Here is a 26,061-nt window from a genome sequence, read left to right as displayed (position 1 = left end):
CCCAACACGATAAAACACTCGGTGTGGGGGGATTTAAAGGGTGGGCTCACCCCACGGGCCCCGCCCCCCCCCCCCGGCCCCGGGGCCCGCCCGCGCCGCTTCGGGAGGGGCATCCGCGGCAACGAGCGGATCGCCGGCTGGTTGTTCGTCGCCCCGGTCGTCGTCCTGCTCGGCATCTTCTTCCTGCTGCCGATCATCATGGCGTTCTGGGTGAGCCTGACGGACTGGCGCGGCCAGGGGAGCCCGTTCAAGTCCGGCGTGCCGTTCGTCGGCACCGACAACTACACGGACCTGTTCACGCAGGACGGGCTGGCCCGCCGCGACTTCATGACCAGCATCCGCAACAACGTCTACTACGTGGGCATCGTCGTGCCGATCCAGACGGCGCTGGCGCTCGGCCTCGCGCTGCTGGTCAACAACCGGATGCTGAAGGGCAAGGGCTTCTTCCGCACGGCCTTCTTCTTCCCGTCCGTGACCAGCTCCGTGGCGATCAGCGTCGTGTTCCTGTTCATGTTCGCCAACTCGGGCGCCATCAACGGGATCCTGTCGATGTTCGGCATCCACGGCCCGGCCTGGTTCTCCGACGCCCGCGGCCTGATCCACCTCCTCCTCGGTGCGGTCGGCGTCGACAACCCGCCCGCCGCGCTGACCGGCGGCGGCCCGTTCGGCCTGACCTGGTGGGACTGGCTGTCAGGGCCGAGCGTGGCGATGTGCGCGATCATGGCGCTGGTCATCTGGACCACGTCCGGCACGTTCATGCTGATGTTCCTGGCCGCCCTGCAGAGCGTGCCGGTCTCGCTCGACGAGGCCAGCGAGCTCGACGGCGCGACCCGCTGGCAGCGGCTGCGCTACGTCACCCTGCCGCTGCTCAAGCCGACCATGTTCCTCGTCGTGACGCTCGGCCTGATCGGCACGTGGCAGGTCTTCGACCAGATCTACGTGATGAGCCAGGGCAACCCGGCGAAGACGACGCTGACCCCGGCGTTCCTGTCCTACCGGACCGCGTTCAAGGACTTCGAGTACGGCCGGGGCGCCGCGATCGCGTTCGTCCTCTTCCTGATCATCGTCCTGCTGACGCTGGCACAGCGCTGGGTCATGCGCGACCGCGACTCGCGGAGGTCCCCATGGCGACGCTGAGCTCGGCGAGCCAACGCCGCCGCCACGGCGGCATGGTCAACACCGTCGTCGGCTACGCACTCCTGATCTTCTTCGCGCTGGTCTTCATCTACCCGTTCGTCATCCAACTGGCGAACTCGCTGAAGACCGAGCCGGACGCGGCCGCGAACCCGCTGTCGCCGGTGCCGCAGCCGCTGACGACGGCGGGCTTCGACCGCCTGCTCAACGGCGACTTCCCGCTGTGGCTGGGCAACTCGGTGCTGATCGCGGTCGTGGTCACGGTCGGCCGCGTGTTCCTGGACTCGCTGGCGGGCTACGCGCTGGCCCGCCTGCGCTTCGGCGGCCGCCGCGCGATCTTCGCGACGATCGTGGCGATCATGGCCGTACCGGGCGTCGTGCTCTTCATCCCGAAGTTCCTGGTGCTGAACCAGCTGGGCATCTACGACACGTACACAGCGCTGATCCTGCCGTTGCTCGTCGACGCCGCGGGCGTGTTCATCATGAAGCAGTTCTTCGAGTCGGTCCCGCTGAGCATGGAGGAAGCGGCCCGCATCGACGGCGCGGGCGTGTTCCGGACGTTCTGGTCGGTGGTGCTGCCGATGGCCCGGCCGGCACTGATCACGTTGACGATCCTGTCGTTCCAGGGGACGTGGAACGAGTTCCCGCACACGCTGGTAGCGGTCCAGGACCCGAGCCTGTTCACCCTGCCGCGAGGGGTGGCCAACCTTGTTTCGGGCTCGCTGGGCGCGGGGACGCAGTATCCGTTGAAGCTGGGGGCGGCCCTGCTGGCCACGATCCCGGTGGCGATCATCTTCGCGATCTTCCAGCGCTACTTCGTCCGCGGCGCCACCGAAGGCGCCGAAAAGGGGTAAATCGACGTCGAGATCAAGTGCTGGATGGCTCGGGTCCGCGGCGGTCCGGACCGTCGCTCCCGCCAGGCACCGCTCCGCTGCCACGCCCGCGGCCGGTCGCCCTCAAAACAAGGGATTCACCGGCCGGCCGAGGTGCGTCGTCGGCACGGCGGGCTGGCCCGCGGCGGGGCAAGCGGTTGGCGGTTGTCGCGGCCTTGATCATGTTGTGCCGCCGCGCTGGCCGGTCGGGCGGCGAAGGGCGAGTTCGGCCCGATCCGCAGACGGCCGCGCCTGTGGCCGGTCGCCCTCAACCCGAGTGATTCACGGACTGGCCGAGGTGCGTCGTCGGGCACAGGCGCTGCTGGCCCGGGCGAGGCAAGCGGGGTTGGCGGTTGCCGGCCTTGGTCATGTTGTGCCGCCGCACCGCTGCCCGGTCGGGGGCGAAGGGCGAGTTCAGCCCGATCCGCAGGCCGCCGCGCCCGCGGTCGCCACCTCAACGACGACTGGCGGACTGCTGCCGGCACCCGTGGGTCAGTGAACGAAGCGCGCGTGGGGACGTCCGCGGGTCGGGACATCCGCGATCTTGCGGAGGTGTGGGTTTGGGCTGGGCGTGAGCCGGCGCGGACGTGGCAGCGGAGCGAAGCGGAGCGGTGTCTGGCGGGAGCGGCGGTCCGGACCGACGCGGGCCCGAGCAGGAAGCCCGCCCTTGATCTTGATCTAGCTCTCGGGTTCGGCGGTCAGGTCGACGTGGAGGCGGAGTTGGTAGACGAGCATGTCTTCGACGTCGAGGGCGCGGCCGGCGCCGTCCGGGGCCCAGCCTGCCGACGTCAGGAACTTGCGGGTCGCCGCGTCGCCGTCGTAGGCCCAGGCCACCGCCGCCGTGAAATTGTCCTCGCGCCACAGGTCGACGCTGGCCGCCAGTAGGCGGCTGCCGTGGCCGCGGCGGCCCCAGCGCGGCTCCACCAGCAGGTCCGTGACGGCCGCCACATCGTCCGGGAGCGCGGGCTCCTCCGGCGCGAGTGCCTGCTCGTCGGCGGGTCCGGAGGCGGCAAATCCCACCAGATACGATTGTTCGGCCTGCTCGACGGCCACCAGCACCCGGTGCCTCGGCGACGGCGGCTGTTCGACCGCGGCGCTCCAGCGTTCGGCGATCCATGCCTCGTCGAGGCTGTCGAGCACGGTTCGGGGCAGCATCCGGCGATAGGCGACCCGCCAGGTCGCGACCTGGATGCGGGCGATCTCGGCGGCGTCCTCGGGACGCGCCGGGCGGACGTACCCGAGTGCCATGAGTCGTCAGCCTACGGAGTGGGAGCAGGGCTTGATCGAGCGGGCCGCGCGCAAGGAGGTCGCGATCGTCGCCGGCCTCACGGTCGCCGTCGGCGCGTTCGTCGCCGTGTTCGCAGCGCGGCACGGGTTCTTCGACCTCAAGGTCTACTACGGCGCGGTCAACTACTGGATCCACGACCACGGCATGTTGTACGACTTCCTGAAGCCGAACAGCAAGTACGGCTTCACGTACCCACCGTTCGCGGCGATCGCGATGGTGCCGATGGCGGTCGTGCCGTGGGCGCTGGCGATCGTCATCAGCGTGGGGCTGTCGCTGGCGGCGACCTACGCACTGCTGCGCTGGCTCGTGCTGCCGGTCGCCGTGCGGGAGCGGTGGACGCCGTGGTTCGCGCTCGCGGTCGCGTTCCTGCTGATCGTGGCGTTCGAGCCCTACCGCGAGACGATCACGTTCGGCCAGGTCAACCTGCTGCTGATGGTCCTGGTCGGCGTCGACCTGCTGGTGGGCATCGCCGGCGGCCGGCGGTGGGCCGGTGTGGGCATCGGGCTGGCCACCGCGATCAAGCTGACGCCCGGCGTGTTCATCCTCTACCTGCTGGTCACGCGGCGGTGGCGGGCCGCGCTGGTGGCCGCGGGCACCGCCACCGTGGCGACGCTGGCGGCCGCGGCGGTCGACCCGGCGGCCTCGCGGGAGTTCTGGACCTCCGCGCTCTGGGACACCGACCGGGTCGGCTCGCTGGCGTTCGTCTCCAACCAGTCGCTGCAGGGTGTGGTGGCCCGGCTCGACCCGGCGCATCCGTCGACGCTGGCCTGGCTGGTCCTGGTGGTCGCCGCGGTCGGTGTCTGGGCGTGGCGGGTGCGGTCGGCCTCGGTGGTCGAGGGGTTCGCGCTGACCGGCGTGCTCGGCTGCCTGATCAGCCCCGTGACCTGGGTGCACCACCTGGTCTGGCTGCTGCCGGCGCTGATCCTGCTGGTCGACGCCGGGCTGCGGCGCCGGGGCTATCTGGTGTTCGCGGCCGTGCTCTACGCGGTGCTGTGCAGTCGGCTCGTCTGGGTCTTCGAGCACGGGTTCGGTGGCGTGGGTGGCTTCCTGGGCAGCAACGCGTACGTCTGGGCGAGCCTGGGGCTGTTGCTCTTCCTGCCGTTGCGGTCAGGCGGTGGCCGGGAGTCGGCGGCTGTAGCGGAGCTCAGGCAGGAGCACCGGGTCGCCGCTTGACGGCAGGGTGACCGGGTACGCGGCGTGCTCACCGTCAGCGACGAAGCCCGCCTTCTCGTAGAACCGGCGGCTGCGCTCGTTGGCGTCCAGGACCCAGAGGCGCACCTCCTGGTAGCCACGCGCGGTCAGCTCGGCCAGGGCGGCGGCGAGCAGGGCACGGCCCACGCCCGTGCCGATCCTGGTCGGCTCCAGGTAGATGGCGAGCAGCTCACCGACCGTGTGGTCGAGCACGGCGCGGTCCTGCTGGTGCCGGTAGGGGCCGATGGTCGCGAAGCCGACGATCGTCTGGCCCTCGGTGGCGACCAGGGTCAGGAAGCCCTGCGCGCCGTGCCACCTGCGGCGTTGCTCGGCACGCTGCTCGGGGTCGAGCGTGGCGAGCACCTCGGCCGGGATCATCCCGGCGTAGCCGGACTGCCAGGCCCGCACGTGCAGGGCGGCCACCGCGGCGATGTCGTCGCGCGTCTCGGGGCGGATGGTGACCATGCATCGGTGTCTACCCCTCCCGCCCGCACCGCGCGCGCGAATTTTGTCGTACGGGTCGGATAGCGTCCCGGGCGTGGCACTCGAGTCGTTGTCGTTGGCGCAGGCGCGCCGGGTCGCGCTGGCCGCGCAGGGTTTCACCGACCCCGCGCCGACCGGCGTGCCGACCGCGCGCCACCTCCGCCGGGTCGTCGGGCGCACGGGCCTGCTCCAGATGGACTCGGTCAACGTGCTGCAGCGGGCGCACTACCTGCCGCTCTACAGCCGGCTCGGGCCCTATCCGACGGAGCTGCTCGACCGGGCGGCCTACCGGCGGCCGCGGCTGCTCTTCGAATACTGGGGCCACGAGGCGTCGTTGATCCCGGTCGAGCTGCAGCCGGCGATGCGCTGGCGGATGGCGCGCGAGCACCAGTGGGGTGGGTTGCGGCGGTTCGCCGAGGAGCAGCCCGACCTGGTCAAGTGGGTGCTCGACGAGGTGCGCGAGTCGGGTCCCCTGTCCGCGGCCGAGATCGAGCGCGACGAGCCGCGCGACAAGTCCAACTGGGGGTGGAACTGGTCGTCGGTGAAGCAGGCGCTCGAATACCTGTTCTGGGCCGGGGAGGTGAGCGCGGCCGCGCGCAACTCCTCGTTCGCGCGGGTCTACGACCTACCCGAGCGGGTGCTGCCGGCTTCCGTGCTCGCGGCGCCGACGCCGACGGAGGCCGAGGCGCACCGCACGCTGGTGCTGGTCGCGGCCCGGTCGTTGGGCGTGGCGGCCGAGTTCGAGCTGCGTGACTACTTCCGACTACCCGTGGCCGGCGCGCGGTCCGCGATCGCGTCGCTGGTCGAGTCCGGTGAGCTGCTGCCGGTGCGGGTGGAGTCGTGGAAGCAGCCGGCCTACCTGCATCCCGAGGCCAAGCTGCCGCGGTGGGTGCGGGGTGACCGGCTGATCAGCCCGTTCGACCCGCTGGTCTGGGAGCGGGCGCGCACCGAGCGGCTGTTCCACTTCACCTACCGCATCGAGATCTACGTGCCGGCGCCGCAGCGGGTCTACGGCTACTACGTGCTGCCGTTCCTGCAGGGGGACCGGTTCACCGCGCGGGTCGACCTCAAGGCCGACCGCAAGGCGGGCATCCTCCGCGTGCCCGCCGCGTGGGCGGAGCCGGGCGTCGACCGTGCGGCGACGGCCCGGGCACTGGCGGCGGAGCTGCAACGGCTGGCCGGTTGGCTCGGTTTGGAGCGCGTCGCTCCGCCGGACGGCGGTGATCTGGGCGGGCCTGTTGCGGCGGCGCTGGCGAGCGCCGCCGGTGTACCGTGACGACCATGACCCCCGCGCCCGGCCCGGCCACACCCCAGGCCCCACCGGGTGGCGAGCCCACGGCCGGTGACCCGCCGACGAGCAACGTCGCCGGCGTCCCGGACGCGAAGGGCGCGGGCTCCTATGCGGCCGCATCCGGTGCGGAACACGGTGGTTGGCCCGCGGCCGACCATGCCGGGGCTCATCCCGCTCGGGTTGCGCCGGACGGTGCCGCGCCTTATGGCGGTCCGGTTGGGCCGGATGGTGCCGTGGCTTATGGCGGCCCGGTCGGCCCGGACGGTGCCGTGCTGAATGGCGCTCCGGTTGGACCGGATGGTGCCGTGCCGCCGGCGTTTCTGCCGCCGTCCTACGCGCCGCCGCGGAAGGGGCGGGTCGGGCGGGCCTATCTGCGGATGCTCGACCGGCTGCCCGGCTGGCTCGGGCCGCTCGCGGTGCTGGGCTGCATCGGTGGTGCGGTCGGCTACACGCTGATCAGCAACCCGACCGACAGCGCGCCCGACGCGCCGCCGACGTGCATTCTCAAGCTGACCACCGGGCTCGACTGTCCGGGATGTGGCGGCACGCGGGCGGCGTGGTACCTGCTGCACGGCGACGTCGCCGCCGCGGCGCGGCATCATCTGCTGTTCGTGTTCGCGGTGCCGATCGTCATCTACCTCTACGTCGCGTGGGCGGTGCAGAAGTCGTTCGGGCGCAAGCTGCCCCAGCTGCGCATCCCGCCGCTGGCGATCGCCGTCTTCATGGGCGCCTGGCTGGCCTTCTCGATCCTGCGCAACCTGCCCTGGGCACCGTTCAACTGGTTCTACGTCTAGCAACGCACCGAAGGACCCGCCGGCGTCGGCCGGTAGGTCCTCGGTGGGGTGAGCTCAGCGCTCGGGATGGCCACCGTCGTCGGGGGCGTGGCGCATCGCGCGGGCTACGCGGACGGCCAGGTGGCGGCGGGCGGCGGTGCGGCGCATCGCGCGGTGGCGCTCGTTGGCGAGGCTGCGGAGCAGGTCAGCGTTCTCGTACATGATGGATCGTCCTTTCAGGCGCGGTGGATGTCGATGTCGCCGCTCATCGTGCGGAGCTGCAGGTTGAGCTGGTTGCCGTTGCCTTCGTCGGCGGCCGGCCCGTTGGTGCTCATGTCGAGCCCGTTGCGGGTGTCGCCGGACAGGGTGCGGACGTCGAACCACACCCCGGTGCCGGCCTGGACGCCGATCCGGACGTCGCCGGACGCGCTGGTCAGGCGGGCCGTGCCGCGGCTGGCCCGGCCGATGGTGATGTCGCCCGAGGCGGTCTCCGCGGAGATGTCGCCGGCGACCTCCTCGACCTGGACGTCGCCGCTCGCGTACTTGCCGGCGAAGCTGCCGCCCACCTGGCGCACCCGCAGGTCACCCGAGGCGCCCTTGGCGCGCAGGTGGCCGTCGACCCGCGTCAGCCGGACGTCGCCGCTGGCGGTGCCCACGACGGCGTCGCCGCTCACGTGCTCGGCCGCGATGTCGCCGGAGGCGGCGTCCACCTCGAACGCGCCGACCTGGCCGCGGCAGGTGACGTCAGCCGACGCGGCCTTGCCGGTGACCGCGCTGTCCAGCGGCACGTGCACCCGGATCGCGACCGAGCCGCCACGCAGCCGGAAGCCGCTCTGGTTGGGGGTGACGACGCTCAGCGTGTCGCCGTTGAACTCGACCTCGGTCTCGTCGGCCATCCGGCGGGACTCGCCGCGGCGGTCGGCCGGCTCGACGACCACGGACGCGCTGGGGCGGTCCTCGGCCACGACCTCGACCGAGCCAGATGCGATCTTGAACGCGACGGTGATCGGACCGTCGACGGGGAACTCGGGCATGACAGGGGTGCTCCTTCGCAACGAGAACCAGAGGGGGATCAGGCCCGGCCGTAGCCGGTGATGTGGCGGCGGCTCCGCCCCGGCGGGGTGCTCCAGCCACCGGGCGCGGCGGCCTGCGGCGGCGCGCCGGCGACGGCCGCGCCGATCACCCGGACGAGCCAGGCGTTGACCGAGATGCCCTCGCCGGCGGCGGAGCGCTCGACGGCGTCCTTGAGGCCCTCCGGGAGCCGCAGGGTCATCCGGGTGACGTCACCACTGGCGTCAGTTGACGTCGCAGTGCCGCCGGGTGGTGTCGGGGGAGCGGGCGGTGTGGGCGGCTCCGGCAGGTGCTCGGTCACGACCAGCTCCGGCTCGCGGCCGCGGAGCCGCAACTCGACACTGGCCGCGCTGAGCTTGGTGGTCACCTCGTCGGCGGCCTGGGCCAGTGCGTCGAGCAGCGCCAGCCGGGCGGCCGCGTCGATCGAGCCGCTGAGCAGCTCGGCCGCGCGGGTGACCTCGGGCCCGCCGGGTGCCGCTGCCGCGTTGAGGTCGCGGCGGAGGCTTTCGACGAACGGTGCGATGTCCATGACGTCACTATGCCACCGCAGTGACGTCAACGCAAGACGTAGTGACGGCATCGTGGTGTCGCCGAACCGTCCGCAGGCGATCGGGGTTAGAGTCTGCCGAGTCGCGCGAGGCAGAGGGGGCGCCGTGCCAGAGATCGTTCCGCCGCAGGTCAGGATCATCGCCTGGACCCAGTTCGAGGCGCCGGAGGACGTGCCCTGGAGCACGGACGCCGACGGTGGCCAGGCGCTCGCCGAGTTCGCGGGGCGGGCCTGCTACCAGTCGTGGAAGAAGCCGAACCCGGCCACCGCGACCAACGCCGGCTATCTCGCCCACATCCTCGAGGTCGGCCACCTCTCGGTGCTCGAGCACGGCTCCGTGACGTTCTACCTGAGCGGCGTCTCCCGATCGTTCACGCACGAGCTGATCCGGCACCGGCACTTCAGCTACAGCCAGCTCTCGCAGCGCTACGTCCCCGGCCGGGACGCGGCGATGGTCGAGCCCGAGGTGATCGCCGCGGACCCCGACCTGCACAAGACCTTCGTCGAGGCGGCCGAGGCCAGCGTGCGGGCCTACAACGAGCTGCTGGAGGGGCTGGAGGCGAAGTTCGCGGACGAGCCCAACGGCACGCTGCGTCGCAAGCAGGCCCGCCAGGCGGCCCGGGCGGTGCTGCCCAACGCGGCGGAGACCCGGATCGTGGTCACCGGCAACTACCGTGCGTGGCGGCACTTCATCGCGCTGCGGGCCACGGAGGCCGCCGACGTGGAGATCCGCGAGGTCGCCGTCGAGTGCCTGCGGCAGCTCCAGCGGGTCGCGCCCAACGTGTTCGCCGACTTCACGATCACCACGCTGGCCGACGGCACCGAGGTCGCGGAGAGCCCGTACGCGGAGCGCTCGTAGCAGCAAGCTGCGGGTAACCCGAACCCGACCGGACGAGACCGGCGCCGACCAGCCGTCCGCTAGGTTTGTCAGCATGACGCAGGAGCATTCTGGCGCGCGGCCGTTCGGTCAGCTGATCACGGCCATGGTGACGCCGTTCGCCTCCGACGGCTCGCTCGACCTCGACGGCGTCCAGCGCCTGGCGGCCTACCTCGTCGACGAGCAGGGCAACGACGCGCTGGTGATCAACGGCACCACCGGTGAGTCTCCGACGACCACCGACGGCGAGAAGGAGGCCACGGTCCGCGCCGTGGCCGAGGCGGTCGGCGACCGGGCGAAGGTGATCGCCGGCGTCGGCACCAACGACACCCGGCACACGATCGAGCTGGCGCTGGCCGCCGAGAAGGCCGGCGCGCACGGGCTGCTGGTCGTGACGCCGTACTACAACAAGCCACCGCAGGCGGGCCTGCACCGGCACTTCACCGCCGTGGCCGACGCCAGCGGGCTGCCGATCCTGCTCTACGACATCCCGCACCGCAGCGGCGTGCCGATCGAGACCGAGACGCTGGTCAGGCTGGCCGCGCACGAGCGCATCGTCGGCGTCAAGGACGCGAAGGGCGACCTGACCGCGACCTCGTGGGTGCTGGCCCGCACCGACCTCGCCTACTACTGCGGTGACGACGCCGCCACGCTGCCGGCCCTGTCCGTCGGCGCGGTCGGCATCGTCGGCACCTCGACGCACTTCACGGGCGCGCTCACCAAGCAGATGATCCAGGCGTACGGCCGCGGCGACGTCACCGAAGCGCGCGACCTGCACCGCCGGCTGCTGCCCCTGTTCACCGGCGTCTTCCGTACCCAGGGCACGATCCTGGTCAAGGCCGGCCTCGCCGCACAGGGCCTGCCGGCCGGCCCGGTGCGCTCGCCGCTGGTCGACGCGACCCCGGAGCAGGTCGAGCGACTGCGCGCCGACGCCGCGGCCTGCGGACTGGAGTTCCCTGCATGACACTGGCCCATCTCGAGCTCGAACCGCCGCCGCCGCTGGCCGAGGGCGGCCTCCGGGTCATCCCCTTGGGTGGCCTCGGCGCGATCGGCCGCAACATGACCGTCTTCGAGTACGACGGCAAGCTGCTGGTCGTCGACTGCGGCGTGCTCTTCCCCGACGTCGAGCAGCCCGGTGTCGACCTGATCCTGCCGGACTTCGCGCCGATCATCGACCGGCTCGACGACGTCCAGGCGATCGTGCTCACCCACGGCCACGAGGACCACATCGGCGCCGTGCCCTACCTGCTGGCCCACAAGAGCGACATCCCGCTGGTCGGCTCGCAGTTCACGCTCGCGCTGGTCGAGGCCAAGCTGCAGGAGCGGCGGATCGAGCCCTACACGCTGACCGTGACCGAAGGGCAGCGCGAGCGGCTCGGGCCGTTCGACGTGGAGTTCTTCGCCGTCAACCACTCCATCCCGGACGCGATGGCTGTGGCCATCCGCACGCCCGCCGGCCTGGTGCTGCACACCGGCGACTTCAAGATGGACCAGCTGCCGCTGGACGGCCGGATCACCGACCTGGCGGGCTTCGCCCGGCTCGGCTCAGAGGGCGTCGACCTGCTGCTCTCCGACTCGACGAACGCGGAGATCCCGGGCTTCGTGACCCCGGAGCGGGAGATCGGTCCGGTGCTCGACGCGATCTTCGCGCGGGCCCGCGGCCGGATCATCGTCGCGTCGTTCGCCTCGCACGTGCACCGCGTGCAGCAGGTGCTCGACGCGGCCGCGCTGCACGGCCGGCAGGTGGCCTTCATCGGCCGCTCGATGGTGCGCAACATGGGCATCGCCCGCGACCTCGGGCTGCTGCGGATCGAGCCCGGGCTCGTGGTCGGCATGGACGAGGCCATGCAGGCGCCGCCCGAGCGGATCGTGCTGATGTCCACCGGTTCGCAGGGCGAGCCGATGAGCGCGCTCGGCCGGATGGCCACCGGCGACCACCGGCACATCACGATCGCCCAGGGCGACACGGTCGTGCTGGCCAGCTCGCTGGTGCCCGGCAACGAGACCTCGGTCTACCGGGTGATCAACCAGCTCTCCCGCGCCGGCGCCAACGTGATCCACAAGGACGTCGCGAAGGTGCACGTCTCCGGGCACGCGCCGGCCGGCGAGCTGCTCTACCTGCTCAACGTCGTCCGGCCGAGCAACCTGCTCCCGGTGCACGGCGAGTGGCGGCACCTGCGGGCGCACGCGCGGATCGGCGTCGAGTCCGGCATCTCGCCCGAGAACGTCGTGCTCTGCGAGGACGGCGACGTCGTGGACCTGGTCGACGGCCAGGCCAGGCTGGTCGGCCACGTGAAGAGCCGCTACGTGTACGTGGACGGCCTGGCCGTCGGCGACATCGGCGAGTCCCTGCTCACCGAGCGCCGGATGCTCGGTGACGGCGGCTTCATCGCGGCCACCGTGGTGATCGACTCCGTGACCGGCAAGGTGGTCGGCGGCCCGGCCGTCTCGGCGAAGGGCTTCTCCGAGAACCCGGAGGCGTTCGACGAGGTCGTCCCGCTGATCACCGAGGCGCTCAGCCGGGCGGCGGCCGACAACGTCACCGACCCGCACCAGCTCCAGCAGGTGGTGCGCCGCACGGTCGGCCGCTGGGTCAACGACCGCTACCGGCGGCGGCCGATGATCGTGCCGACCGTGGTCGAGGTCTGAGCTTGCACCCGGGGGAGTTCCCGATCAGCGCCGAGCTGGTCGGGCGGCTGCTCGGCGCCCAGTTCCCGCGGTGGGCCGACCTGCCGCTGCGCCGGGTCGATTCCACGGGCACCGTCAACGCGCTGTTCCGCCTCGGCGACGACCTGGTCGTCCGGCTGCCCAGGGTCGACTGGTCGCTCGGCGACATCGAGACCGAGGCGGCCTGGCTGCCCCGCCTCGCGCCCCGGCTGCCGGTGGCGATCCCGGAGCAGCTCGCGGCCGGTGCGCCGGGCGAGGGTTACCCGTGGCCGTGGGCGGTCTACCGGTGGCTGCCCGGCGCCGTGCCGGTCGAGGGCCGGCTGGCCGACCCGCTGGGGCTGGCGGCGGACCTGGCCGGGTTCGTCCGGGCGATGCGGGCCGTGGACCTGCCGGGTGCGCCGGCGGCGTGGCCGGCGGCGGGCATTCGCGCCTGGACGAGGCCGCCCGACCCGCCTTTGCCGGGCTCGACGGCCTGGTTGATGCAGAGACGCTGGCCGCGGCGAAGGCGGCCTGGGACGCGGATCTCGCGGTGCCGGACCACGCCGGTCCGCCGGTCTGGCTGCACGCCGACCTGATGCCGGGCAACCTGCTCGTCGACCCGCGCGGGCGGCTGACCGGGGTGATCGACTTCGGCACGCTCGGCGTGGGTGACCCGTCCTGCGACCTGATCGTCGCGTGGAACCTGCTGACCGCCGAGGGGCGTGCGGCGTTCCGGGCGGCGCTCGACGTCGACGACGAGACCTGGCGCCGGGGCCGCGGCCGCTCGCTCGCGATGGCGGCGATCTCGTTGGTCTACTATCACCGGACCAACCCGGCGTTCGCCGCCAACGCGCGTTACGTGATCAGCGAGGTGGTGGCCGCGTGGGCCTCGACGAGGACCGGCTGACCGGCAACGTCACCGACGGGATCGTGCGGGTCGGTGACACCGTCCGCCGCCCGGCCGGGCCGCACACCGACGCGGTCGACGCCCTCCTCGCCCACCTGCACGAGGTGGGCTTCACCGGGGCGCCGCGCCCGCTGGGCCGCGACGAGCGCGACCGGCAGGTGCTCGAGTTCGTGCCTGGCGAGATGACCATGGAGATCGACCCGCGCGACCTGCCGGACATCGGCCGGATGCTGCGGGACCTGCACGCCGCCACCGCCTCGTTCGTGCCGCCGGCGGGCGCGGTCTGGCACACGGAGATCCCGCCGGTCGGCGTGCCGGGCGCGCCGGTCGGCGAGCTGATCTGCCACCACGACGCCGCGCCGTGGAACCTGGTCCGCGCCGAGCGTGGCTGGGTGCTGATCGACTGGGACAACGCGGGGCCGGGATCGCGCGTCTGGGAGCTCGCGTACGCGTCGCTGACCTGCTGCGGAATGCGCCCCGAGCGCCCGGTGCCGGAGTCGGCGGCCCGGCTGCGGTCGTTCGTGGACGGTTACGGCCTGGCCGCCGGGCTGCGGCCGGCACTGGCCGGGCTGCTCGGCGTCAACGCGGGCGCGATGTACGACCTGCTGGCCACCGGCGCCCGCGAGGGCCGCCAGCCGTGGGCGCGGATCTACACCGAGGACGGCCCCTTCTGGCGCGGCGTCGCGGACCACCTCGACCGCAACGCCGCCGTGTGGGCGTCAGCCCTCGGCGAGGATTAGCCCGACCTCCTTGGCCCGGTCGCCGAGGACCTCGCGGAGCAGGTCGGCCTGCTCCTTGGCCGTGGCCGGCGTGCTGAGGCGCTCGGCGGCCGCGGCGGCGGCGAGCAGGTCGATCTTGTCGAAGGCGGTGACGAACTTGCTGAGCAGCGACTGGGTGGGCGTGACCGGGTACGTCAACGGGATCGAACGCAGTCGCGCCTTCACTCCCGCGTCGTCAAGGGCGACGGTCAGTGCGGCGGTGAACTCTGCGGGGGTCATGTCGTCCTCCGTCGTGAACCAGGGCTTGGTGCTGCGCTCGTGTGACTGTCGGCTGTTCCAGTGCACGTGCTTGTCGTGGCGGTTGCGGTTCGGCCCGGCGTACGCGTAGGACCGGGGGCGCCACCCCTCGTCCCGGAAGCAGATCCGGTCATTGTGGATCCAGTAGTAGGCGGCCTCGTGCGCCTGGAACGCCCGCTTGCACGCGGCGATGTCGACACCGTCGACGTCCATGTCCCAGGCGTCGACCGAACCGTCCCGGTCGGGGTTGTGGTCGGAGTTGGTCGACTGGTGCGCCGTGTCGCCGATGGTCCCGTCGGAGGTCTTGTCGCGACGGGGCCAGCGGGCGTTGACCTCGTTGCGGAAGCGCGTCAGCGCGGGGTTCAGGAACCAGGCCATGTGACCGAAGTTACCGGTGTGTCCGGTTCATAAACATCCCTCGGGAGCGGTACGGACCTAGCTTCGCCACTCGTCCGCGAGGAGCCCGAACACCGCTTCGTCCACAAAGGCGCCGGCGACCCAGGCGTTGCCGCGCAGGGTGCCCTCGCGGCTGAAGCCCAGGCGCTCGGCGACGGCGATCATCGGGGCGTTGTCGGCGAGCGTCTCCAGCCCGAGCCGGTGCAGGCCACGCACCTGGAAGCCGTAGTGGCAGAGCAGCCGGATCGCGTCGCGGCCCAGCCCGCCGCCGCGCATCGCCGGCCGCAGCGACAGGCCGACGTGGGCCACCCGGTTGTGCAGGTCGATGCCCCACAGCAGCGCCTCGCCGGCCAGCGCGTCGTCGGTCAGCCGGACGACGCTGAAGACCGCGGCCTGGTCGCTGGGCGGTGCCGGCGTGAACGGGGACGCGGGGGAGCCGGGCGGGATCGGGCGCCAGGGTCGACCGTCCGCCCTGGACCGCATCTCGACGTCGTCGTAGAGGTCGGCGTGCAGCACCGGCACGTCCTCTTCCCGCCGGGCCCGCAGGAGCACCTTCTCGCCACGCAGCATGCCGCCGTTCGTACCGGATGCCGCACCAGTGATCAACCGTGTTCCGTTGAATCCGACATCCAGCGCGAGCCGGGCGCCATACCCTGAACGGGTCGGATCGCCCCAGGGAGGCCGGATGCCGCTGCACGCCGGGAAGGCGACCGAGGCCCAGCCGCGCCATCGCGCCGGCAACGTCGTCACCACGGTGGCGAACCCGGACTTCGGCCGCGAGCTGACCCCACCGGTGTACGCGCTGGGCGCCGACCCGGTGCCGGCCGCGGTCGCGTACCAGTTGATCCACGACGAGCTCCTGCTCGACGGCAACGCCGCGCTCAACCTGGCCACGTTCGTGACGACGTGGATGGAGCCCGAGGCCGGCGTGCTGATGGCCGAGTGCGCCGACAAGAACATGATCGACAAGGACGAGTACCCGATGACCGCCGAGCTGGAGCGGCGGTGCGTGGCGATCCTGGCCGACCTGTGGCACGCGCCCAAGCCCCCGACGGCGGTCGGCTGCTCGACCACCGGGTCCAGCGAGGCCTGCATGCTCGCCGGGATGGCGCTGAAGCGGCGCTGGGCCAAGAACTCGATGGGCGGCCGGCCCAACCTGGTCATGGGCGACAACGTTCAGGTCTGCTGGGAGAAGTTCTGCAACTACTGGGAGGTCGAGCCGCGGCTCGTGCCGATGGCCGGTGACCGCTTCCACCTCACGGCACCGGAGGCGGTGGCCCGCTGCGACGAGAACACGATCGGCGTGGTGGCGGTGCTCGGGTCCACCTTCGACGGTTCGTACGAGCCCGTCGCCGAGATCGCCGCCGCCCTCGACGACCTGCAGGCGACGCGCGGCTGGGACATCCCGGTGCACGTCGACGGCGCGTCCGGCGCAATGGTCGCGCCGTTCCTCGACCCGGACCTGGTCTGGGACTTCCGGCTGCCCCGGGTCGCGTCGATCAACACCAGCGGGCACAAGTACGGCCTGGTCTACCCGGGCGTCGGCTGGGTGCTGTGGCGGGAGAAGCACCTGCTGCCCGAGGAGCTGATCTTCGAGGTCAACTACCTCGGCGGGAGCATGCCGACCTTCGCGCTCAACTTCTCCCGGCCCGGCGCCGAGGTGGTGGCGCAGTACTACATGTTCCTGCGACTGGGCCGGGAGGGCTTCCGGGCCGTGCAGCAGGCGTCCCGTGACGTGGCCACCTACCTGGCCCGGAAGATCGCCGACACCGGCGAGTTCGCGCTGATCAGCCGCGGTGACGAGCTGCCGGTGTTCGCGTTCACCACGGCGCCGGACGTGACCGCGTACAACGTCTTCGACGTGTCCCGGGCGCTGCGGGAGCGGGGCTGGCTCGTGCCCGCGTACACCTTTCCGCAGAAACGCACCGACCTGGCCGTGCTCCGCGTCGTGGTGCGCAACGGGTTCTCGCACGACATGGCCGACCTGCTGCTGGCCGACCTGCACCGGGCGCTGCCGGAACTGCGGGCCCAGTCCGAGCCGCGCCGCTCGGCCGCCGACGCCTCGTCGTTCCACCACTGAGAGGGACGGTCCCATGTGCCGCTGGATGGCGTTCTCGGGCACGCCGCTGTTGATCGACACGCTGCTCTACAAGCCGAAGCACTCGCTGATCGACCAGAGCCAGCACGCCGAGCTGGGCGCCGAGACCACGAACGGCGACGGCTTCGGGCTCGGCTGGTACCCGACCGACCCCGTCGCGGCGCAGACACCGGGCACGTTCCACGGCGTCGGGCCGGCGTGGAGCAACCGGAACCTGCACGACCTGGCCGAACACATCCGGTCGCCGCTGTTCTTCGCGCACGTCCGGGCCTCGTCGGGCACCGCGGTGCAGGAGACGAACTGCCACCCGTTCCGGCACGAGCGCTGGCTGTGGATGCACAACGGGTCGATCCGGGACTTCGCGCGGCTCAAGCGGGACCTGCTGCTGGAGGTCGACGAGGAGCTGTTCCCGCTGATCCAGGGGAGCACGGACTCCGAGGCGATGTTCTACCTCGCGCTGACGTACGGGCTGCGCGAGGACCCGGTGACGGCGGTCGAACGGATGGTCGGGTTCGTCGAGGCGACCGCCGCGCGGCACGGCGTGGCCGACCCGGTGCAGATGACCGTGGCGACCAGCGACGGGGAGCGGATCTGGGCGTTCCGCTACTCGACGGCGCACCAGTCCCGCACGCTGTTCTACTCCCGCACGGTGGACGGGCTGCGCGCCGTGCACCCGGAGGTGGAGGCGCTGCGGCTGCTCTCCGACCAGGACCGCCTGGTGGTATCCGAGCCGCTGGGCGTTATGCCGGACGCGTTCCGGGAGGTGCCCGAGTCGAGCTACAGCGTCATCTATCGCGGCCAGGACGAAATGTCCGACTTCAACCCGCGCTGAGCTGGGTTCGCGTACTCAGGGAACGGCCGACTGATCCGTCATACGCTCGCAATCGTGGGGTGGAATGAGCTCGCGATCGTCTTCCTGGCCCTGCACTTCGCCTTCATGGCGTACGTGCTGCTCGGCGGCTTCCTCGCCTGGAAGTGGCCCAAGGCGATCTGGTTCCACCTGCCGGCCATCGGCTGGGGCATCGCGCTGATCGGGTTCGGGCTCAACTGCCCGCTGACGTACGGCCAGAACTGGGCCCGGGGCCACGCCGGCGAGGGACCGCTGACCCGCGGCTTCGTCGACACCTACATCGAGGGCGTGCTCTATCCCGAGCGGTACGTGCACGTCGCACAGGCCGTGCTCGCGTTGATCGTGCTGACCTCGTACGTCGGCTTCTTCGTGCTCCGGCGGCGCCGCCGGCAACGGTCCGCCGCCGTCGAGCCGCGCGGCGAGCGGATCCGGAACTAGGGCAGCTCCGCGACCGCCGCCGCGAACGTCGTGCCGGTGGCGATCGCCGCGTTGAGCAGCGTGGCGAGCTGGCCCGTGGTCGCGCCGTGCTCCAGGTCCGTGGTCACCTCGCCGGCGATCATCAGCAGGCCGTCGCCCGCGTCGTGCACGTACGCCTTCGGCATGAGCTTGTCGTGGTTCCACGCGTTGCAGAACTCGTACGCCTCCATGAGCCGGCTGGCCGGCAGCTGCCGCTCGGCGATCACCCGCACCTGGAGGATCTCCCGGCGCTCGCCCAACCGCTCGAACTGGATGTACGCGCCCGGCCAGCGCCCGCCGACCAGGCCGTCGTCGTCGACCGCGTAGTGGTCGCCGCGGGCGTCCAGCACCTCCGTGATCGACTCGAGCGTCAGCGGGCCGATCGGCGCGTCGTCGAGGCGGATCGTGCCGCCCTGGACCACCGGCAGCTCGGCCAGCCAGTCACCGACCAGGCGGGACTGGTGATCGGTGCCGTTGCGGGCGTCGAACCGCGTGGCCAGCGTGGCGGCGACGGCCGCGAGCACCGTGCCGAGCTCCCGCACCGATAGGTCGGCGGCCGGCCGCTCGCCGTGCGCGGGCCGGTGCACCCGCCGGTCGCCCAGCCCTTCCGCGGTGGCCCGCCGGCAGACCAGCGTGCCGGCCGCGGCGAAGCGCATCGCCGACAGCTCGTCGTAGGGCTCGTCCAGGTCGCCGATGTGCGTCGCGAGCAGGTCGACGCCGCGCCCGGCGAGCCCGGCCAGCGCGCAGAACCGCAGGTGGTCGGCGAGCAGCGGGAACGACGCCCGGTCGAGCCGGTGCCGGCGGTACGCCCGCAGGTGCGCCGACGCCGCCTCGTCGAACCGGCCCAGCCGCAGGTAGGGGATCATCAGCGCGGCCAGCGCCCGCTCCGGCTGCTCAGGGCAGGTGGCGGCGGAGTGCAGGACCGGCTCGGCGGCGTCGACCGCGGCCTGCCAGTCGCCCCAGGCGGCGTGCAGGAACGCCTGGTCGGCGGGGTAGCAGGACGGGCAGAAGCCGGCGTCGCCCGGCTGCCCGTCGGCGAACCACTCGGTGTCGCCGGTCGGCGGCAGCTCGGCCGCGCAGCGCGCCAGCCACTCCCGGGCCGCGGGCAGGTCGCCCACGTGGTCGGCGATCTCCGCCCGCATCCGGTGCACGGCGAACAAGGGGCGCTGGTCCTCGCGGAACCGCCGCTCCAGGTCGTCGAGGAGGGCCTCGCTCTCGGCGCGCCCGACGCCCGGCGACGCGCGGAACGTGCCGACCGCCCACAGGTGGTAGTAGCGCAGCAGCGCCAGCTCGGTGTCGGTGAACAGCATCGGCGCGCGGTCGGCGGCGGCCCGGCACCAGGCGAACAGCCCCAGCACCCGGGCCGGCTCCGCGGCGTCGAGGCAGGCGTCGATCAGGTCGAGCCGGGCCTCGAAGCCGAGCCGGACGTCGCCGGCCCGGTCGGCCGCGGTCACCACGGCGTCCAGCTCGGCCACCTTCTCGGGGCCGGGCGGCAGGTCGCGGGCGGCGGCCAGGGCGTCATTCATAGCCGCAGCCGTTCGAGCGTGTCGGCGAGTTGGCAACCGCTGGAGATGCCGCAGGCGACGAGCTGGTCGAGCTGGTCGGCGGTGACGCCGTGCTCGAGGTCGGCCACCACCTCGCCCAGGACGCGCACGGTGCCGTCGTCGTTGACGTGCACGAACGCCTTCGGCCACAGCTTGTCCTGGTTCCAGCCGTTGCAGAAGCCGTAGAGCGGCAGCACGTCGTCGATCCCGAAGACCCGGCTGGCCAGCGTGCGGATCTGCAGGATCTCGCCGTCCCGGCCGAGCCGAAAGAAGTAGATGAGGTTGTCGTCCCACCGGCCGACGAGGTCGCCGTCGGTGTCCTGGGCGAACGCGTATCCGTGCCCGTCGAGAACGCCCGCGATCAGCTCGTTGGTCAAGGGCAGCAAAGCTCCGCCCGGCGATTCCACGCAGGCGATAGTAGGCGCGCCGGGCACCGGGCAGCCAGTGTCGTGAAAGCCGAGGGATTGTCGCGCGGCGAGTCGCGCGTCGCGTGAGGTGGATCCCTCTTACCGTGAGACCATGCCCGGCCGCTCCACACAGACGAGCCGGCGCCGCACCGCGGCGTCGAGCCGGGCCAGCACGACCACGCGCGGCCGGACCGCCGCCACCACGGCCCGGGGCCGCACCTCCGCTTACCGCCGCCGCACGACCAACAGCCTCGGTGCGCTGTTCGGCCGGGCCGGCGGCGCGCTCTGGATGGGTGTCGCGCACAGCGTCGGCTGGCTGGTCCGTGGCCTCGGCCGGCAGGCGGCCACCGCCCGTGACCTGGATCCCGAGCACCGCCGCGACGGCGCCGGGCTCCTCCTGCTCGGCCTGTCGATCCTGACCAGCGTCGCCATCTGGTTCTCCTCGGCCGGCCCGGTCGGCCAGCGGATCGAGGACGGCGTGCGGCTGTTCATCGGCGCGATCGCCGTCGCGCTGCCGGTGTTGCTGCTGTTCTGGGCGATCCGGCTGATGCGGCCGCTGGTCGAGCCCGAGCACCGCGGCCGGGGCCTGGTCGGCTGGGGTTCGCTGCTCGTCTCGGTCGCCGGCATCCTGCACATCGGGCAGTCGCCGATCGACACCGCGCAGCGCGACCACGCCGGCGGGCTGATCGGCGCCGCGGTCGGCTCGGTGTTCGAGCGGGCCTTCACGCAATGGGTCGCCGTGCCCCTGCTGGTGCTGTTGCTGCTCTTCGGCCTGCTCGTGGTGACCGCCACACCGATCAACAAGGTCCCGGAACGGATCGGGGCCCTGTTCGCGATCATGCTCGGCCGGCCGGTGCCGACGGAGGAACAGGCACCGGAGCCGTTCGAGGACGACGAGGACGAGCAGCCCGCCGCCCGGCGCCGGCCGTCGCGTCGCCGCCAGGGCAGCAAGGTGCTCGGCCTGGGCGACGACGATCCCGGGTCGGCCGAGGACGACGAGGTCGTGCACGACACCGTCGCCCTGCCGCGGACCAAGCCCGCCAAGGTGCCCTCGGTCCGCAAGCAGCCGCCGGAGCCGCCCGCGCACTCGCCGCTGCCGACCCGGGCGGAGCAGCTCGCGATCAACGCGGTCGAGGGTGCCTATCTGCTGCCGCCGGCCAACCTGCTGCGCGGCGGGAGCGCACCGAAGACCCGCAGCAAGGCCAACGACGAGGTGATCGCGGCGCTGCAGGGCGTCTTCGAGCAGTTCGACGTGGACGCCGCGGTGACCGGCTTCACCCGGGGTCCGACGGTCACCCGCTACGAGGTCGAGCTCGGGCTCGGGGTCAAGGTCGAGCGGATCACCCAACTTTCGCGCAACATCGCGTACGCGGTGAAGTCGCCCGATGTCCGGATCCTGAGCCCGATCCCCGGCAAGAGCGCGGTCGGCGTGGAGATCCCGAACTCCGACCGGGAGGACGTCGCGCTGGGCGACGTGCTGCGCTCGCACGCCGCGACCTCCGACCACCACCCGATGCTGGTGGCGCTCGGCAAGGACATCGAGGGCGGCTACGTGGTGGCCAACCTGGCCAAGATGCCGCACATCCTGATCGCGGGCGCGACCGGCGCGGGCAAGTCCTCGTGCCTCAACTCGCTGCTGGTCTCGATCCTGAGCCGGGCCACACCCGACGAGGTGCGGCTCGTGCTGATCGACCCGAAGCGCGTGGAGATGACCTCCTACGAGGGCATCCCGCACCTGGTCACGCCGATCATCACGAACCCGAAGAAGGCGGCGGACTCCCTCGACTGGGTCGTGCGCGAGATGGACATGCGCTACGACGACCTCGCCGCCGCCGGCGTACGCCACATCGACGACTACAACCGCAAGGTGCGCGCGGGGCAGATCAAGGCGCCGCCGGGCAGTGAGCGCGAGATCCGGCCGTACCCCTATCTGCTGGTCATCGTCGACGAGCTCGCCGACCTGATGATGGTCGCGCCGCGCGACGTCGAGGACTCGGTCGTCCGGATCACCCAGCTCGCCCGCGCCGCCGGCATCCACCTGGTGCTGGCCACGCAGCGCCCGTCGGTCGACGTGGTGACCGGCCTGATCAAGGCCAACGTGCCGTCCCGGCTCGCGTTCGCCACCTCGTCGCTGGCCGACTCGCGGGTCATCCTCGACCAGCCCGGCGCGGAGAAGCTGATCGGCCGCGGCGACGGGCTGTTCCTGCCGATGGGCGCGTCGAAGCCCGTCCGGATCCAGGGCGCCTGGGTCGGCGAGGGCGAGATCAGCGACATCGTCAACTTCTGCAAGAAGCAGCGCGAGCCGGAGTTCCGGCCCGACGTGCTGACCAAGCCCGAAGACCCGAAGAAGAAGATCGACGAGGAGATCGGTGACGACCTCGACCTGCTGGTGCAGGCCATCGAGCTGGTCGTCACCTCACAGTTCGGCTCGACCTCCATGCTCCAGCGCAAGCTGCGGGTCGGCTTCGCCAAGGCGGGCCGCCTGATGGATCTGATGGAGACGCGCGGCATCGTCGGCCCCTCCGAGGGGTCGAAGGCCCGCGACGTGCTCGTCAAGCCTGATGAGCTGGAGGAGGCGCTGGCCGGTCTCCGCGTCGAGTGAACCGGGCCGCCAGCGAGATCGCGGAGACGATGGTCCAGGTGCCCTCCAGCAGGAGGAAGCCCCACGACTGCTGGCCGGCCGCGATCACCGCCAGGATGCCGGCGCCGGCGATGTTGAGGACGAGGTACGGGATCGAGTGCGCGTCGAGCTTCCGCAGCTGGGCCGCCGCGAAGGCGGCGAGGATGAGCAGCGAGCCGACGATCTCGACAAGGTCGATGAGATGCATGGTGTGGTGCGCACCGTCTTTGCTCGGCCGGGTACGGAGCGCTGCTCGTCCGGGGTGGACGCCGTCGCGGCGTCGCCGCCCTAGACCCTAGCGATGTTTGAGCGCCCGGGATGGTGGGATTCCTCACCGCGTGGGTTGTTGACCTGAACCTCGGTTCAACATTGAGGATGATCCTGTGCCGCTGCTGCTGACCGACGCCGACGTCGCTGCCCGGCTCGACGCGCCGACGGCCGTCGCCGCGATGCGCGACGCGCTGGTCGCCGCGCACGCGGGCCGGTTGATCGCGCCGCCGCGGGCGAGCGCGGTGCTCGAGGGCGGCCGGCTGGTGATGACGGCCGGGCACCTGGCCGACGAGTGGTACGGGTTCCGCTCCTACGACACGTTCGGGCACGCCGACGGCGAGCAGCTGGTGGCGCTGCACGACGCGCGGGACGGCCGCATCCGGGCGATCGCGGTGGGGGAGGAGATCGGGTCCCGGCGCACGGGGGCGCTCGGCGGCGCGGCGGTCGACCTGCTGGCCCGGCCGGACGCGACCACCGTCGGGGTGATCGGCTCGGGGCGGCAGGCGTGGACGCAGCTGTGGGCGACGGCGGCGGTGCGGCCGGTGTCGTCGGTGCGGGTGTTCAGCCGGTCCGCGGCGCGGCGTTCTTCGTTCGCGGCCCGGGTCTCGGCCGCCCTGGGCGTTCCGGCCGTCGCGGTCTCGTCCGCCGCCGAGGCGGTGCGCGGCCAGGACCTGGTCCTTGTCGCGACCACCAGCGCGGAACCCGTGCTGTCGGGCGCCGACCTGGCGCCGGGCGCGCACGTCAACCTGGTGGGGTTCAAGCAGCAGGGGCGGGCCGAGTTCGGGCCGGACCTGCTCGCGCGCGCGGGACTGATCGCCACGGACTCGCCCGCGCAGGCCGCTTCGTACGACCCGCCGCTGATCGTCGAGGGGGCGGTGCGCGACCTGGGCGCGGTGGCGGCCGGCGTGCTGCCGGGACGGTCGTGCCCGGAAGAGATCACTGTGTTCCTTTCGGTCGGGCTCGCGGGCACCGAGGTGTTCCTGCTCGATCGGGTCGCGGCGCTGCTGACGTCGGTCTCCTGATCCCCGCCCGGTACCCTCGTTAGGTGTCCGCTTCCTCCTCGACCGATGCCGCCCGTCGCCGGGTCGCGCTGCTGACCCTGGGCTGCGCCCGCAACGAGGTCGACTCCGAGGAGCTGGCCGCCCGCCTGGACGGCGGCGGCTGGGACGTGACCACCGACGGCGAGGGCGCCGACGTGGTCCTGGTCAACACCTGCGGCTTCGTCGAGAAGGCCAAGCACGACTCGATCCAGACGCTGCTCGCCGCGGCCGACACGGGCGCGAAGGTGGTCGCCGCCGGCTGCATGGCCGAGCGGTACGGCAAGGAGCTGGCCGACAGCCTGCCCGAGGCCGAGGCGATCCTGAGCTTCGACGACTACCCGGACATCGCCGCCCGGCTCGACGCGGTGCTGGCGGGGGAGAAGATCTCGCCGCACATCCCGCGGGACCGCCGGGAGCTGCTGCCGCTGACGCCGGTCGCGCGCCGGTCCGCCGCCGTGGTGCAGCCCGGGCACGGTCCGGTCGTCGACGAGCACACCCCGGCCCACCTGCGCGGCGTGTTGCGGCACCGGCTCGACCGGGGCCCGGTGGCGTCGCTCAAGCTGGCCAGCGGATGTGACCGGCGGTGCACGTTCTGCGCGATCCCGGCCTTCCGCGGCGCGTTCGTCTCGCGTACCCCCGATGAGCTGTTGGCCGAGGCCGAGTGGCTGGCCGGCACCGGGGTCCGCGAGCTGGTGCTGGTGTCGGAGAACTCGACGTCCTACGGCAAGGACCTGGGCGACCCGCGGGCGCTGGAGAAGCTCCTGCCGCAGCTCGCGGCGGTGCCGGGCATCGTCCGGGTGCGGGCGAGCTACCTGCAGCCGGCGGAGACCCGGCCCGGCCTGGTCGAGGCGTTGGCGACGACGCCCGGCGTGGCGCCCTACTTCGATCTGTCCTTCCAGCACGCGAGCGAGCCGGTGCTGCGGCGGATGCGGCGGTTCGGCTCGACGGCGCGGTTCCTGGAGTTGCTGGCCTCGGCCCGCATGCTGGCGCCGTCGTTGGGTGCCCGGTCGAACTTCATCGTCGGCTTCCCGGGCGAGACCCGGGCGGACTTCGACGAGCTGGTGCGGTTCCTGACGGAGGCGCGGCTCGACGCGATCGGCGTCTTCGACTACAGCGACGAGGACGGCACCGAGGCGGCCGGCTTCGCCGACAAGGTCAAGAACGCCACGATCAAGCGGCGGTACGACAAGCTGAGCGCGCTGGCCGACGAGCTGTGCTCGCAGCGCGCGGAGGAACGGATCGGCGGCACGGTCGACGTCCTGGTCGACTCGATCGACGAGGGCGTCGTCGAGGGCCGCGGCGAGCACCAGGCGCCGGAGGTCGACGGCTCGACCACGCTGGTGGCCCAGACCGACGGCTCGGTCGACCTGGCGGCCCTGCGCCCCGGCGACCTGGTCCGGGCGCGCGTGGTGTCCGCCGAGGGCGTCGACCTCGTGGCGGTCCCGGTCGAGATGCTCAGCGCGGCGCCCCCGGCGGTCAGCCGGTGACCGGAGCAGCCCCCGAGCCCGCTCCGACCGTCGCCCCTGTCCTCAACGCCGCCAACGCGCTGACCGCCCTGCGCCTCCTGCTGGTGCCGGTCTTCGTGGCGCTGGTGGTCACCTCGCAGCTCGAACACGTCGGCTGGCGGATCGCGGCCTGCCTGACCTTCGGTTTCGCCTCCGCGACGGACCTGGTCGACGGCTGGATCGCCCGGCGGTACGCGCTGGTGACGCCGTTCGGCAAGGTCGCGGACCCGATCGCGGACAAGGCCCTGACCGGCTCGGCGCTGGTCCTGCTGTCCTGGTTCGACGCGCTGCCATGGTGGGTCACGCTGCTGATCCTGGCGCGCGAGTGGGGCATCACCCTGATGCGCTTCTGGGTGATCCGCTACGGCGTGATCGCCGCCAGCCGCGGCGGCAAACTGAAAACGGCCCTCCAGATCCTGGCGATCGCCTGGTACCTCTGGCCGGTCCCATCCTTCCTGGAGCCGGTCGGCTTCTGGATCATGGGCGCCGCCCTGGTGGTCACGGTCGTGACGGGGCTCGACTACGTCCTCCAGGCGATCCGCCTGCGCCAGTCCGCCCGCCGGACGACCCCGCCTGACCCGTCCCCGTCCGCCGACCCGACCGGCACGACGGACTCCGCGGGTTCCGCGGCCTAGCCCGCACCAACCTCTCGCCCTCCCCGGGTGCTGCGCGCACCGGCTTTGCTCTGCTTCCATCCACGCACCACCCCGCCTGACCTGCGGTGCGTATCTGTAAGCCGAGCAAAGCCGGCCGCGCTCGGGGGGGGGTGGCTGGGTCGG

25 protein-coding genes, 2 pseudogenes and 1 riboswitch are annotated in these 26,061 nt (G+C 72.2%); of the genes and pseudogenes, 17 read left to right on the top strand and 10 right to left on the bottom strand.

Annotated elements, in window-relative coordinates; all coding sequences use genetic code 11:
• The first annotated feature begins 141 nt into the window (after positions 1–141).
• Together AB0H87_RS15085 and AB0H87_RS15080 are read left to right on the top strand one after the other, a co-directional pair.
• The gene (locus AB0H87_RS15085; protein ID WP_360144562.1) at positions 142–1,137 is read left to right on the top strand and encodes a sugar ABC transporter permease; all 996 of its coding nucleotides are present in this window, start codon (positions 142–144) and stop codon (positions 1,135–1,137) included.
• On the top strand, positions 1,125–1,988 hold the full coding sequence (locus tag AB0H87_RS15080; protein ID WP_360144559.1) for a carbohydrate ABC transporter permease: 864 nt from the start codon (positions 1,125–1,127) through the stop codon (positions 1,986–1,988). Before AB0H87_RS15085 ends, AB0H87_RS15080 begins: the two co-directional genes overlap by 13 nt.
• Positions 1,989–2,684: 696 nt before the next feature.
• On the opposite strand, the gene AB0H87_RS15075 is transcribed toward AB0H87_RS15080, so the two are convergent.
• Positions 2,685–3,254: a GNAT family N-acetyltransferase gene (locus AB0H87_RS15075; protein ID WP_360144556.1), complete on the bottom strand. Its 570-nt coding sequence runs from the start codon at positions 3,252–3,254 to the stop codon at positions 2,685–2,687.
• Between the two features lie 34 nt (positions 3,255–3,288).
• Here AB0H87_RS15075 and AB0H87_RS15070 point away from each other — a divergent pair, with 34 nt between their 5' ends.
• A complete protein-coding gene (locus tag AB0H87_RS15070; RefSeq protein ID WP_360144568.1) occupies positions 3,289–4,467 on the top strand; it encodes a glycosyltransferase 87 family protein in 1,179 nt (392 codons plus the stop codon).
• Here the strand turns inward: AB0H87_RS15070 and AB0H87_RS15065 are convergent.
• Positions 4,402–4,950: a GNAT family N-acetyltransferase gene (locus AB0H87_RS15065; RefSeq protein WP_360144553.1), complete on the bottom strand. Its 549-nt coding sequence runs from the start codon at positions 4,948–4,950 to the stop codon at positions 4,402–4,404. The genes AB0H87_RS15070 and AB0H87_RS15065 overlap by 66 nt on opposite strands.
• 73 nt (positions 4,951–5,023) lie before the next feature.
• Here AB0H87_RS15065 and AB0H87_RS15060 point away from each other — a divergent pair, with 73 nt between their 5' ends.
• Both AB0H87_RS15060 and AB0H87_RS15055 read left to right on the top strand, forming a co-directional pair.
• The gene (locus AB0H87_RS15060; RefSeq protein WP_360144550.1) at positions 5,024–6,244 is read left to right on the top strand and encodes a crosslink repair DNA glycosylase YcaQ family protein; all 1,221 of its coding nucleotides are present in this window, start codon (positions 5,024–5,026) and stop codon (positions 6,242–6,244) included.
• A 320-nt stretch (positions 6,245–6,564) separates the two neighbouring features.
• Positions 6,565–7,053: a DUF2752 domain-containing protein gene (locus AB0H87_RS15055; RefSeq protein WP_360144547.1), complete on the top strand. Its 489-nt coding sequence runs from the start codon at positions 6,565–6,567 to the stop codon at positions 7,051–7,053.
• Positions 7,054–7,107: 54 nt separating this feature from the next.
• Here AB0H87_RS15055 and AB0H87_RS15050 read toward each other — a convergent pair whose 3' ends face one another.
• Genes AB0H87_RS15050 through AB0H87_RS15040 form a run of 3 tightly spaced genes read right to left on the bottom strand, consistent with a single transcriptional unit; the run spans position 7,108 to position 8,632 of the window.
• Positions 7,108–7,254 carry a hypothetical protein gene (locus AB0H87_RS15050; RefSeq protein ID WP_360144544.1) on the bottom strand — a complete coding sequence of 49 codons (147 nt, stop codon included), beginning with the start codon at positions 7,252–7,254 and terminating at the stop codon, positions 7,108–7,110.
• A gap of 14 nt (positions 7,255–7,268) precedes the next feature.
• Entirely contained in the window at positions 7,269–8,066 is a 798-nt protein-coding gene (locus AB0H87_RS15045; protein WP_360144541.1) for a DUF4097 family beta strand repeat-containing protein, read from the bottom strand.
• A gap of 38 nt (positions 8,067–8,104) precedes the next feature.
• Positions 8,105–8,632 (bottom strand): hypothetical protein, encoded by a 528-nt coding sequence (locus tag AB0H87_RS15040; protein WP_360144538.1) that lies wholly within the window; start codon positions 8,630–8,632, stop codon positions 8,105–8,107.
• 133 nt (positions 8,633–8,765) lie between these two features.
• On the opposite strand from AB0H87_RS15040, the gene thyX reads away from it, so the two are divergent.
• The 5 genes and pseudogenes from thyX to AB0H87_RS15015 all read left to right on the top strand — a co-directional run bounded on the left by thyX (position 8,766) and on the right by AB0H87_RS15015 (position 13,820).
• Positions 8,766–9,509 (top strand): FAD-dependent thymidylate synthase, encoded by a 744-nt coding sequence (gene thyX, locus AB0H87_RS15035; RefSeq protein ID WP_360144565.1) that lies wholly within the window; start codon positions 8,766–8,768, stop codon positions 9,507–9,509.
• 73 nt (positions 9,510–9,582) lie between these two features.
• Positions 9,583–10,491, top strand: coding sequence for a 4-hydroxy-tetrahydrodipicolinate synthase (gene dapA, locus AB0H87_RS15030; protein ID WP_360144535.1), 909 nt, complete (start codon positions 9,583–9,585; stop codon positions 10,489–10,491).
• Positions 10,488–12,176, top strand: coding sequence for a ribonuclease J (locus AB0H87_RS15025; RefSeq protein ID WP_360144533.1), 1,689 nt, complete (start codon positions 10,488–10,490; stop codon positions 12,174–12,176). Before dapA ends, AB0H87_RS15025 begins: the two co-directional genes overlap by 4 nt.
• Before the next feature lie 2 nt (positions 12,177–12,178).
• Positions 12,179–13,080: pseudogene (locus AB0H87_RS15020) on the top strand (aminoglycoside phosphotransferase family protein).
• Positions 13,056–13,820, top strand: coding sequence for a phosphotransferase (locus AB0H87_RS15015; RefSeq protein ID WP_360144530.1), 765 nt, complete (start codon positions 13,056–13,058; stop codon positions 13,818–13,820). The pseudogene AB0H87_RS15020 and the gene AB0H87_RS15015 overlap by 25 nt, the downstream one beginning before the upstream one ends.
• Here AB0H87_RS15015 and AB0H87_RS15010 read toward each other — a convergent pair.
• On the bottom strand, positions 13,800–14,474 hold the full coding sequence (locus AB0H87_RS15010; protein ID WP_360144527.1) for a hypothetical protein: 675 nt from the start codon (positions 14,472–14,474) through the stop codon (positions 13,800–13,802). The two genes, AB0H87_RS15015 and AB0H87_RS15010, sit on opposite strands and share 21 nt — an antisense overlap.
• Before the next feature lie 57 nt (positions 14,475–14,531).
• Positions 14,532–15,062, bottom strand: a complete 531-nt coding sequence (locus AB0H87_RS15005) for a GNAT family protein (RefSeq protein ID WP_360144524.1) — start codon at positions 15,060–15,062, stop codon at positions 14,532–14,534.
• Between the two features lie 115 nt (positions 15,063–15,177).
• Here AB0H87_RS15005 and AB0H87_RS15000 point away from each other — a divergent pair, with 115 nt between their 5' ends.
• Genes AB0H87_RS15000 through AB0H87_RS14990 form a run of 3 tightly spaced genes read left to right on the top strand, consistent with a single transcriptional unit; the run spans position 15,178 to position 17,878 of the window.
• Positions 15,178–16,572 (top strand): glutamate decarboxylase, encoded by a 1,395-nt coding sequence (locus AB0H87_RS15000; RefSeq protein WP_360144521.1) that lies wholly within the window; start codon positions 15,178–15,180, stop codon positions 16,570–16,572.
• A gap of 13 nt (positions 16,573–16,585) precedes the next feature.
• Positions 16,586–17,422 carry a class II glutamine amidotransferase gene (locus AB0H87_RS14995; RefSeq protein WP_360144518.1) on the top strand — a complete coding sequence of 279 codons (837 nt, stop codon included), beginning with the start codon at positions 16,586–16,588 and terminating at the stop codon, positions 17,420–17,422.
• A 54-nt stretch (positions 17,423–17,476) separates the two neighbouring features.
• On the top strand, positions 17,477–17,878 hold the full coding sequence (locus AB0H87_RS14990) for a DUF2784 domain-containing protein (protein ID WP_360144515.1): 402 nt from the start codon (positions 17,477–17,479) through the stop codon (positions 17,876–17,878).
• Here AB0H87_RS14990 and AB0H87_RS14985 read toward each other — a convergent pair.
• Together AB0H87_RS14985 and AB0H87_RS14980 are read right to left on the bottom strand one after the other, a co-directional pair.
• The gene (locus tag AB0H87_RS14985; protein ID WP_360144512.1) at positions 17,875–19,422 is read right to left on the bottom strand and encodes a YbjN domain-containing protein; all 1,548 of its coding nucleotides are present in this window, start codon (positions 19,420–19,422) and stop codon (positions 17,875–17,877) included. The genes AB0H87_RS14990 and AB0H87_RS14985 overlap by 4 nt on opposite strands.
• Positions 19,419–19,847, bottom strand: a complete 429-nt coding sequence (locus AB0H87_RS14980; protein ID WP_360144509.1) for a YbjN domain-containing protein — start codon at positions 19,845–19,847, stop codon at positions 19,419–19,421. Before AB0H87_RS14980 ends, AB0H87_RS14985 begins: the two co-directional genes overlap by 4 nt.
• A gap of 112 nt (positions 19,848–19,959) precedes the next feature.
• Here AB0H87_RS14980 and AB0H87_RS14975 point away from each other — a divergent pair, with 112 nt between their 5' ends.
• Positions 19,960–22,449 (top strand): DNA translocase FtsK 4TM domain-containing protein, encoded by a 2,490-nt coding sequence (locus tag AB0H87_RS14975; protein WP_360144506.1) that lies wholly within the window; start codon positions 19,960–19,962, stop codon positions 22,447–22,449.
• Here AB0H87_RS14975 and AB0H87_RS14970 read toward each other — a convergent pair.
• Positions 22,400–22,675 carry a hypothetical protein gene (locus AB0H87_RS14970; protein WP_360144503.1) on the bottom strand — a complete coding sequence of 92 codons (276 nt, stop codon included), beginning with the start codon at positions 22,673–22,675 and terminating at the stop codon, positions 22,400–22,402. The genes AB0H87_RS14975 and AB0H87_RS14970 overlap by 50 nt on opposite strands.
• A 7-nt stretch (positions 22,676–22,682) precedes the next feature.
• A riboswitch (guanidine-III (ykkC-III) riboswitch) is annotated at positions 22,683–22,754 on the bottom strand.
• Between the two features lie 96 nt (positions 22,755–22,850).
• Between AB0H87_RS14970 and AB0H87_RS14965 the strand changes: the two genes are divergently transcribed.
• From AB0H87_RS14965 to pgsA, 3 genes and pseudogenes are all read left to right on the top strand, one after another.
• Complete coding sequence (locus AB0H87_RS14965) at positions 22,851–23,759, top strand: ornithine cyclodeaminase family protein (RefSeq protein ID WP_360144500.1); 909 nt, start codon at positions 22,851–22,853, stop codon at positions 23,757–23,759.
• Between the two features lie 23 nt (positions 23,760–23,782).
• Positions 23,783–25,264, top strand: a complete 1,482-nt coding sequence (rimO, locus tag AB0H87_RS14960) for a 30S ribosomal protein S12 methylthiotransferase RimO (protein WP_360144497.1) — start codon at positions 23,783–23,785, stop codon at positions 25,262–25,264.
• Positions 25,261–25,842: pseudogene (pgsA, locus tag AB0H87_RS14955) on the top strand (CDP-diacylglycerol--glycerol-3-phosphate 3-phosphatidyltransferase); the annotation flags it as partial. The gene rimO and the pseudogene pgsA, both read left to right, overlap by 4 nt.
• Positions 25,843–26,061 lie beyond the last annotated feature (219 nt).

Origin of the sequence: Asanoa sp. NPDC050611, from assembly GCF_040654855.1 — a bacterium.
Lineage (GTDB): Bacteria > Actinomycetota > Actinomycetes > Mycobacteriales > Micromonosporaceae > Asanoa.
Note: the sequence above shows the minus strand (reverse complement) of the source record. Positions and strands in the feature narration are given on the sequence as shown.

Coding starts and splice junctions, on each gene's coding strand:
- AB0H87_RS15080 (WP_360144559.1), top strand. CDS start 1,125: ATGGCGACGCTGAGCTCGGCGAGCCAACGCCGCCGCCACGGCGGCATG.
- AB0H87_RS15075 (WP_360144556.1), bottom strand. CDS start 3,254: ATGGCACTCGGGTACGTCCGCCCGGCGCGTCCCGAGGACGCCGCCGAG.
- AB0H87_RS15065 (WP_360144553.1), bottom strand. CDS start 4,950: ATGGTCACCATCCGCCCCGAGACGCGCGACGACATCGCCGCGGTGGCC.
- AB0H87_RS15050 (WP_360144544.1), bottom strand. CDS start 7,254: ATGTACGAGAACGCTGACCTGCTCCGCAGCCTCGCCAACGAGCGCCAC.
- AB0H87_RS15045 (WP_360144541.1), bottom strand. CDS start 8,066: ATGCCCGAGTTCCCCGTCGACGGTCCGATCACCGTCGCGTTCAAGATC.
- AB0H87_RS15040 (WP_360144538.1), bottom strand. CDS start 8,632: ATGGACATCGCACCGTTCGTCGAAAGCCTCCGCCGCGACCTCAACGCG.
- dapA (WP_360144535.1), top strand. CDS start 9,583: ATGACGCAGGAGCATTCTGGCGCGCGGCCGTTCGGTCAGCTGATCACG.
- AB0H87_RS15025 (WP_360144533.1), top strand. CDS start 10,488: ATGACACTGGCCCATCTCGAGCTCGAACCGCCGCCGCCGCTGGCCGAG.
- AB0H87_RS15010 (WP_360144527.1), bottom strand. CDS start 14,474: ATGGCCTGGTTCCTGAACCCCGCGCTGACGCGCTTCCGCAACGAGGTC.
- AB0H87_RS15005 (WP_360144524.1), bottom strand. CDS start 15,062: ATGCTGCGTGGCGAGAAGGTGCTCCTGCGGGCCCGGCGGGAAGAGGAC.
- AB0H87_RS15000 (WP_360144521.1), top strand. CDS start 15,178: ATGCCGCTGCACGCCGGGAAGGCGACCGAGGCCCAGCCGCGCCATCGC.
- AB0H87_RS14995 (WP_360144518.1), top strand. CDS start 16,586: ATGTGCCGCTGGATGGCGTTCTCGGGCACGCCGCTGTTGATCGACACG.
- AB0H87_RS14985 (WP_360144512.1), bottom strand. CDS start 19,422: ATGAATGACGCCCTGGCCGCCGCCCGCGACCTGCCGCCCGGCCCCGAG.
- AB0H87_RS14975 (WP_360144506.1), top strand. CDS start 19,960: ATGCCCGGCCGCTCCACACAGACGAGCCGGCGCCGCACCGCGGCGTCG.
- AB0H87_RS14970 (WP_360144503.1), bottom strand. CDS start 22,675: ATGCATCTCATCGACCTTGTCGAGATCGTCGGCTCGCTGCTCATCCTC.